Genomic DNA, 8111 nt, shown 5'->3' with positions numbered 1-8111 from the left:
GAGCTCGCGGAGGCGGCCCGGCTGCACCTGCGGGAGAAGTTCCTGCGGGCCAAGGTCGGGATCTCCGGGGCGAACTTCATGGTCGCCGAGACCGGCACCCTCGTCGTCGTCGAGTCCGAGGGCAACGGCCGGATGTGCCTGACGCTGCCCGAGACCCTCGTCTCCGTCGTCGGCATCGAGAAGGTGGTGCCCACCTGGCGGGACCTGGAGGTCTTCCTCCAGACCCTCCCCCGCTCCTCGACGGCCGAGCGGATGAACCCGTACACCAGCATGTGGACCGGCACCACCGACGACGACGGCCCTTCGGCGTTCCATCTCGTGCTCCTCGACACGACGCCTCCCTGCCGTACGCCTCCTCGCTCTGCGGCGCCTGCTACGAGGTCTGCCCCGTCGCCATCGACATCCCCGAGGTCCTGGTGCACCTGCGCGAGCGGGTCGCCACCCAGGGTGGGAAGGGCCACCGCCTGGAGAAGGCCGCCGTCGGCGCCTCCACCTGGCTCCTCGACCATCCGCACGCGCTCGCGGCGGCCGAGCGCCTCGCCTCCGCCACCCGCGCGCTGCACCCGAAGCGGCTGCCGGGACCCGGTGCCGGCCAGTGGTCGCGCCACCGCGACCTGCCCGACGTGCCCGCCGAACCGTTCCGTGACTGGTGGAAGAGGAACCGCGCATGACCGAACCGCGCATGACCGAACCGCACAGGACGACGCCGCGCACGACCGGACCCCACGGGGCCGAACCGCCCGTGACCGGCTCCCGCGCGCGGGTCCTGGCCCGGATCCGCGCCGCCGTCGCCGACGCGCCCGAGGTGCCCGACGTGGTGCGCGCCTACCGCACCAGCCACGTGCCCGACGACCCGGACGCGGTCCTCGACCTGCTCCACGAGAACCTCGCCGACTACCGCGCGCACGTGCACCGGACCTCGCCGGACGGCGTCGGAGCGCTGGTCGGTCGGCTGCTCGCGGAGCGCGGCGCGCGGAGCGTCGTCGTGCCGGCGGGGCTGCCGGAGGACTGGGTCGCCGCTGCGGGTGCCGGGCGGCGGACCGACGAGCCGCGGCTGACGCCGTACGAGCTCGATGCCGCGGACGCCGTGGTGACGGGCTGCGCGCTGGCGATCGCGGAGACCGGCACGATCGTCCTCGACGGCGGTCCGGGGCAGGGGCGGCGGGCGCTGACGCTCGTGCCCGACCTCCACGTGTGCGTGGTGCGGGCGCCGGAACAGGTGGTGTCGTCGGTGCCGCGGGCGCTGCCGCGGCTCGACCCGGCGCGTCCCCTGACGTGGATCTCCGGTCCGTCGGCGACGAGCGACATCGAGCTCGACCGGGTGGAGGGGGTGCACGGGCCCCGGACGCTCGAGGTGATCCTGGTGAGCGACGGGTGACGGCGAACGGCCGGGCTCCCGGAGGAGCCCGGCCGTCGGCCGTGGGTGTGCGCCGCGCTACGCCGATTCGCGGCGGACGAGTTCGGTGGGCAGGATGACCGCCGCCGGGTCCTCGCCCGCTATCCGGGCGAGCAGGGTGCGGACCATCTCGGTGCTGATCCGTTCCCACGGCTGGCGGATGGTGGTGAGCGGGGGCCGGGAGGAGACGGCGGCCGGCGAGTCGTCGAAGCCGCCGACGGCGATGTCCTCGGGGACCCGGCGCCCCGCGGAGGCGAAGGCGTCGAGGACGCCCTGGGCCATCAGGTCGGAGGCGACGAAGACGGCGTCGATGTCCGGGGCGCGCTCCAGGAGGACGCGGGCCGCGTCCTCGCCGCTGGCGCGGCTGTAGTCGCCGGTGGCGACGAGCAGCTCGTCGACGGGCAGCCCGTGCTCGGCGAGGGTCTCGCGGTAGCCGGCGAGGCGCTCGACGCCGCCGGGGGTGTCGAGGGGTCCGGTGACGGTGGCGATCCGGCGCCGCCCGGTCGCGTACAGGTGGCGGACCATGTCGCGGGCGCCGTCGCGGTCGTCGGCGGCGACGTAGCCGATCTTGGCGGTCTGGCCGAGCGGCTTGCCGCAGGCGACGACGGGGACGCCGGCCTCGTGCAGCCGGGCCACCACGGGGTCGCCGGAGTGGCTGGAGACGAGGAGGACGCCGTCGACGTGGCCGGCCTCGATGTAGCGGAGGTTGCGGCGGCGCTCGTCCTCGGTGCCCGCGATCATCAGGAGCAGGGGGATGTCCTGGGCGGCGAGCGCCTGGGTGCAGGCCCTCAGGAGGACGTTGAAGTTGGGGTCCTCGAAGAAGCGCTCCTGGGGCTCGGTGAGGAGGAAGGCCACCGAGTCCGACTTGCCGGTGATCAGCGAGCGGGCGTGCCGGTTGACGACGTATCCCGTTCTTCGGATCGCGGCGTCGACGGCCGCCTTGGCGGTCGGGCTGACGTAGTGGCCGCCGTTGAGGACACGGGAGACGGTGCCGCGCGAGACCCCGGCCTCGCGGGCCACGTCGTGGATGGTCGCCGGGCGGCGCCTGCTCGCTGGTGTGCTCATGCTGTGTGTTTCTCCTCGATCCCCTGTGGTCAGGACTTTACGGCGCCGGAGAGCAGATCGAGGCTCCAGAAGCGCTGGATGACGAGGAACAGGGCGATGAGCGGGAGGACGGCGAGGAGGGCTCCGGCGATGACGAGGGTGTACAGGGAGGGCTGGCTGGCGCCCTGTTTGAGGAGGGTGAAGAGGCCCACCGTCATGGGGAACTTCTCGTCGTCGCCGAGCATGATGAACGGCAGCAGGAAGTTGTTCCAGATGGCGACGAACTGGAAGAGGAAGACCGTCACCAGGCCGGGGGACATCATCGGGACGGCGATCCTGACGAAGATCCGCCACTCCCCGGCGCCGTCCATGCGCCCGGCCTCGACCAGTTCCATGGGGATGGCGGCCTCGGCGTAGATGCGGCCGAGGTAGACGCCGTACGGGGAGAGGATCAGCGGCAGCAGGACCGACGCGTAGGTGTCGGTGAGGTCGGCCTCGGCCATGAGCAGGTACTGCGGGATGGCGAGGATGACGGGCGGCATGAGGACGCCGGTGAGGATCACGTTGAAGAACGCCTCGCGGCCGCGGAAGCGGTACATCGCGAAGGCGTAGCCGGCGAACGCGGAGACGACGGTGGAGAGGACGGCGCCGAGGCCCGCGTAGAAGACGGAGTTGGCCATCCAGCGCCAGTAGATGCCCTCGCGGTACGCGTCGAGGTCGGCGAGGTTGTCGGCGAAGCCGTCGCCGGGCAGGAACGTGAAGGTGGAGAAGAGGTCCTGGCCCGACTTGGTGGCGGCGACGACGACCCAGGCTACGGGCAGGAGGCAGTACAGCGCGCCGAGGACGAGGGCGGCCGTGGGGAGCAGGGCCGTGCGGCGGGGGCGGGGCGGGCCCTGGGAGGTGCCGGGGGTGGTGCCGGCGGCGGGGGCCGTCGCGCGGCGGGGCGGGGAGGCGAGCCCGGTCATCGGCTTGCTCCTTGTGTGGTGCGGCGGTTGGACGCCCTCAGGAGGGCGAAGGAGAGCGCGAACGTGGCGAGGGCGAGCACGACGGCGGTGGCGGAGGCGGCGTGGATGTTCCCGCCGGTGAAGGCGTCGTTGTAGACCTTCATCAGCGGGCTCCAGCCGGAGGGGATGCCGTTGGTGAGCGGCTTGAGCGTCATGGGCTCGTTGAAGACCTGGAGGGTCGCGATGATCGAGAAGAAGAAGGTGAGCACCAGGGAGGGCGCCACCATCGGGATCTTGACGCGGAGCGCGATCTGGAGCTCCGAGCAGCCGTCGAGCTTGGCCGCCTCGTACACCTCGGCGGGCAGGGAGCGCAGCGCGGTGTAGATGACGATCATGTTGAAGCCGGTGCCGCCCCAGATCGCGATGTTGGACATCGCGAGGTAGAGCGCTCCGCCGTCCATGAGGTCGGGCTGCGGGAGGCCGAAGGCGTCGAGGAGGTAGAGGAAGGGGCTGACGTCCGGGAGGTAGAGGAAGCCCCAGAGGAGCGCCGCGACGACACCGGGGACGGCGTACGGCAGGAAGATCGCGAGCCGGGCGAAGGAGCGGGCCCGGACGCGCTCGGAGTCGAGCAGGAGCGCGAAGAAGAGGGCGAGGCCGAGCATGACCGGGACGACGATGGCGCCGTAGCCGAGGACGCGCAGGGCGCTGTGGAGGAACTCGGAGTCGGTGAGGGCGGAGGTGTAGTTCTCCAGGCCGGCCCAGACCTCGGTCCTGGCGCCCTTGCCGAGGCCGAGGCCCTTGATCTCGACCTTGTGGAAGCTGAGCCAGACGGCGTAGCCGATGGGCAGTGCGAAGAAGAGGGCGAAGAGGACGGCGGCGGGGAGGAGGAAGCCGTACGGGGCCGCCTTGACCCCGTACGACCGGCGCACGCCCTGGGAGGGCTGCGTCACGGGGCGACCTCGAAGCCCTGCTTCTTCAGGTCCGCGACGGTGGCGTTCTGAAGGGCGGTCAGGGCGGTGTCGAAGCCGGACTTGGCCTTGGCGGCCTTGCCGAACTCGTCCTTGAAGGCGGTGTAGGCGACGTTCACGTTGGGGCCCCAGGCGGCCGGGGCGGTGGTCTTCGCTATCTCGGCGGCGCGGGTGTAGAAGTCGGGCTGGTTGGCGAAGTAGTCGGGGGCCTTGGCGAGGGCGCCGCTGGTCTGGGCGGCGGTGGCGGCCGGGTAGATGCCGCTCTCCTTGACGAGGGCGGCGAGGGCCTTGGGGTCGGTGTTCAGCCAGACGGCGAACTTCGCGGCGGCCGCCTTGTGCTTCGAGTCGGAGGTGACGGCGGTGGAGGAGCCGCCCCAGCTGCCGGTGGCGTTCTCGCCCTTGGTCCACTGCGGGAGCGGGGCCATGGCCCACTTGCCCTTGCCGTCGGGGGCGGCGGTGGTCAGGGTGCCGGGGGCCCAGACGGCGCTGACCCAGGCGAGCTGCTCGCCGGTGTTCATGGCCTTGTTCCAGGCGGGGGTGTACATCGGCTGGTTGTCGATGGCGCCCTCGGCGACCAGGCCGCCCCAGAAGTCGGTGACCTTCTTGGTGGCGGTGTCGTCGATGCCGACCTTCCAGGTGTCGCCCTCGAAGCTCCACCACTTGGCGCCGGCCTGCTGGGAGAGGCCGGCGAAGAGGCCGGAGTCGTTGGCGGAGAAGGTGGTGAGGGACTTGCCCGGGGCCTTCTTCTTGAGGGTGCGGGCGGTGGCGGCGAACTCGTCCCAGGTGGTGGGGACGGTGAGGCCGTACTGCTCGAAGAGGTCCTCGCGGTAGAAGAACATCAGCGGGCCGGAGTCCTGCGGCAGGGCGTACACGGCCTCGCCGCCGAAGGTGGTCTGCTGCCAGATGCCGGAGGCGAACTCGTCCTTGACGCCGGGGACCTCGGAGGCGATGTCGGCCAGGGAGTCGTTGCTGACCAGGGTCGGCAGGGCCTGGTACTCGGCCTGCACCAGGTCCGGGCCCTTGTGTGCCTTCGTCGCCGTGATGATCTTGGTGACCAGGTCGTCCCCGGAGGCCTGCTTCTGCACGGTGACCTGGATGTCGGGGTGCTCGGCGTTCCAGAGGGCCGCGACCTTGTCCATGCCGGGCGCCCAGGCCCAGTAGGTGAGCGAGACGGGGCCGGACTCGGCGCCGGCCTTGTCGCCGGAGTCGGCGGACCCGCAGGCGGTGAGCGCGGTGGCACCGAGGAGGACGGCGGTGGCGGCGGCGAGACCGCGACGCGTGATGTGAGGCATGGGGTGCTTCTCCCTGACCGAAAAAGGGGCCTCTCCATAGGCGGGGAGGCCGGTCATGCATCTGTGAGCGTTCACAGTAGAGAAACGTTCCAGACACTTGTCAATGGTTGTTCGTGTGCGGTTATGTTGCGTTGCCACATCGAGATCGAGTGTGTGCACGTTCCCAAGCGAACACAGCTTCCATCTTTCGAGGTTTCAGGAGAGACTCATGCCGCAGACCACTCCCAAGGGCCTGCACCGGCTCGCGTTCGGCGGGGACTACAACCCCGAACAGTGGCCGGAAAGCGTCTGGCAGGAGGACGTCCGGCTGATGCAGGAGGCCGGCGTCACCATGGTGAGCGTCGGCATCTTCTCCTGGGCGCTCCTGGAGCCCGAGCAGGGCCGGTACGACTTCGGCTGGCTCGACCGGCTCCTCGACCTGCTCCACGAGCACGGCATCCGGGTCGACCTCGGCACGCCCACCGTCGCCCCGCCCGCCTGGTTCTACCGCGCCCACCCCGAGGCCCTGCCCGTCACCGCCGAGGGCGTGCGCTTCTCGTACGGCTCACGCGGGGCGATCTGCCACAGCTCGGCCGCCTACCGCGCCGCGGCCGCCGGCATCACCACCGAACTGGCCCGCCGCTACGGCAGCCACCCCGCACTCGCCCTCTGGCACGTCCACAACGAGTACGGCGTGCCCGTCAGCGCCTGCTACTGCGACGGCTGCGCCGCCCACTTCCGCCGCTGGCTCCGGAACGCCCACGGCTCCGTCGAGGCCGTCAACGAGGCCTGGGGCACCGCCTTCTGGGGCCAGCGCTACTCCTCGTACGAGGAGATCGACCCGCCCCGGATCACCCCCACCGTCGGCAACCCGGCGCAGCAGCTCGACTACCGCCGCTTCGCTGACGCCACCATCCGGGAGAACTTCCGGGCGGAACGGGACATCCTGCACGAGCTCGCGCCCGGCGTCCCCGTCACCACCAACTTCATGACCGCGCTCAGCCAGTGCGACTCCATCGACTACTGGGCCTGGGGCCGCGAGGTCGACCTCGTCACCAACGACCACTACCTGATCACCGACGGCCGCCGCACCCACGTCAACCTGGCGATGGCCGCCGACCTCACCCGCTCCGTCGCCGGCGGCGCGCCCTGGCTGCTCCTGGAGCACTCCACGTCCGGGGTGAACTGGCAGGCCCGCAACCCGGCCAAGCGGCCCGGCGAGATGGCCCGCAACTCGCTCGCCCACGTCGCCCGCGGCTCCGAGGGCGCCATGTTCTTCCAGTGGCGCCAGTCCCGGCGCGGCGCCGAGAAGTTCCACTCCGCGATGGTCCCGCACGGCGGCACCGACACCCGGATCTGGCGCGAGGTCGTCGCGCTCGGGGCCGACCTCGACACGCTCGACGAGGTGCGCGGCACCACGACCCTCCCGGACGTCGCCATGCTGTGGGACTGGCACTCCTGGTGGGCGCAGAACCTGGAGTGGCGTCCGAACGAGGCACACGAAGCCCGCGAGCGCGCCGACAGCTTCTACGAGACCCTCTACGACCGGCACCTCACCGTCGACTTCGCCCACCCCGAGGCGGACCTCTCCGGCTATCCGCTGGTCGTCGTCCCCGCGCTCTACCTCACCACCGAGGCCGCCGGGCAGAACCTGCGCGAGTACGTCGAGAACGGCGGCACCCTCGTCGTCTCCTACTTCTCCGGCATCGTCGACGAGCACGACGCCGTGCACCCCGGCGCCTATCCGGGCGCCCTGCGCGACGTGCTCGGCCTCACCGTCGAGGAGTGGTCCCCGCTCCTGGACGACCAGCGCGTGACGGTCTCCGGCCCGGACGGCGCCACCCTCACCGGCGACGTGTGGACGGAGTTCGTCCGGCCGCGCGGGGCCGAGACCGTGTGGACCTACGCCGACGGGCCGGCCGCCGGCGGGCCCGCCGTCACCCGGCACCGGCTCGGCCGGGGCACCGCCTGGTACGTCTCCACCCGTCTCGACGCCGCCTCGCTCGACGCGATCGTCGCCGCCGCCTGCGCGGACGCCGGGGTCGCCGAGCGCCCCGCGCTCCCGCGCGACGTGGAGGTCGTGCGCCGCACCGGCGACGACGGCCGGCGGTACCTCTTCGCCCTCAACCACTCCACCGAGGACGCCGTGGTGCCGCTCGACGGCGCCGGCGTGGAACTCCTCGCCGGCACACCGGTCGACGGGAAGCTCGCCGTCCCGGCCGGTGCCGTCGGCGTCGTCCGCCTGGACGGCTGAGTCCGCCCGGCCGCCTGGAAGCCCGGACGTCCGAGTCCGCCCCGGCCGCCCGACCGCGTCCCTCCCCCACCGGCCCGTCGCCCCTCGGTGACCGGCCGGTCACCGGCCCCTGCCCCGGGCCGGACCCCCTGATCTCCCCGGGGGCGGCGGTACCCGCTGCGCCGCCCCCGGGTGAGCCGTACCACCCGTAAGGAACCACCCGCACCACATTCCTCATTGGCCACCGTCGAAGGG

Annotated in this window: 6 protein-coding genes and 1 pseudogene; 3 read left to right on the top strand and 4 right to left on the bottom strand. The window is 72.0% G+C overall.

What is annotated here, in order from left to right:
• Together OO54_RS41690 and OO54_RS25990 are read left to right on the top strand one after the other, a co-directional pair.
• Positions 1 to 671, top strand: a pseudogene (locus OO54_RS41690) (LUD domain-containing protein); the annotation flags it as partial.
• Positions 668 to 1378 (top strand): LutC/YkgG family protein, encoded by a 711-nt coding sequence (locus OO54_RS25990; protein ID WP_234439401.1) that lies wholly within the window; start codon positions 668 to 670, stop codon positions 1376 to 1378. The pseudogene OO54_RS41690 and the gene OO54_RS25990, both read left to right, overlap by 4 nt.
• A gap of 57 nt (positions 1379 to 1435) precedes the next feature.
• Here the strand turns inward: OO54_RS25990 and OO54_RS25985 are convergent, their stop codons facing one another.
• From OO54_RS25985 to OO54_RS25970, 4 genes are read right to left on the bottom strand one after another with little or no spacing between them, the layout of a single operon-like run.
• Positions 1436 to 2461: a LacI family DNA-binding transcriptional regulator gene (locus tag OO54_RS25985; RefSeq protein WP_033207073.1), complete on the bottom strand. Its 1026-nt coding sequence runs from the start codon at positions 2459 to 2461 to the stop codon at positions 1436 to 1438.
• 29 nt (positions 2462 to 2490) lie between these two features.
• Positions 2491 to 3405 carry a carbohydrate ABC transporter permease gene (locus tag OO54_RS25980; RefSeq protein WP_033207072.1) on the bottom strand — a complete coding sequence of 305 codons (915 nt, stop codon included), beginning with the start codon at positions 3403 to 3405 and terminating at the stop codon, positions 2491 to 2493.
• Positions 3402 to 4334, bottom strand: a complete 933-nt coding sequence (locus tag OO54_RS25975) for a carbohydrate ABC transporter permease (RefSeq protein WP_033207071.1) — start codon at positions 4332 to 4334, stop codon at positions 3402 to 3404. Before OO54_RS25975 ends, OO54_RS25980 begins: the two co-directional genes overlap by 4 nt.
• Positions 4331 to 5644, bottom strand: a complete 1314-nt coding sequence (locus OO54_RS25970) for an ABC transporter substrate-binding protein (RefSeq protein ID WP_033207070.1) — start codon at positions 5642 to 5644, stop codon at positions 4331 to 4333. The genes OO54_RS25975 and OO54_RS25970 overlap by 4 nt, the downstream gene beginning before the upstream one ends.
• A 208-nt stretch (positions 5645 to 5852) precedes the next feature.
• On the opposite strand from OO54_RS25970, the gene OO54_RS25965 reads away from it, so the two are divergent.
• Positions 5853 to 7877, top strand: a complete 2025-nt coding sequence (locus OO54_RS25965) for a beta-galactosidase (RefSeq protein ID WP_033207069.1) — start codon at positions 5853 to 5855, stop codon at positions 7875 to 7877.
• Positions 7878 to 8111 lie beyond the last annotated feature (234 nt).

The sequence above is a fragment of the Streptomyces wedmorensis genome, assembly GCF_000716445.1.
In the GTDB taxonomy this organism is placed as follows: Bacteria; Actinomycetota; Actinomycetes; order Streptomycetales; family Streptomycetaceae; genus Streptomyces; species Streptomyces wedmorensis.
This window is presented reverse-complemented; position numbering and strand designations above follow the sequence as displayed.

Coding starts and splice junctions, on each gene's coding strand:
- OO54_RS25990 (WP_234439401.1), top strand. CDS start 668: ATGACCGAACCGCGCATGACCGAACCGCACAGGACGACGCCGCGCACG.
- OO54_RS25985 (WP_033207073.1), bottom strand. CDS start 2,461: ATGAGCACACCAGCGAGCAGGCGCCGCCCGGCGACCATCCACGACGTG.
- OO54_RS25980 (WP_033207072.1), bottom strand. CDS start 3,405: ATGACCGGGCTCGCCTCCCCGCCCCGCCGCGCGACGGCCCCCGCCGCC.
- OO54_RS25970 (WP_033207070.1), bottom strand. CDS start 5,644: ATGCCTCACATCACGCGTCGCGGTCTCGCCGCCGCCACCGCCGTCCTC.
- OO54_RS25965 (WP_033207069.1), top strand. CDS start 5,853: ATGCCGCAGACCACTCCCAAGGGCCTGCACCGGCTCGCGTTCGGCGGG.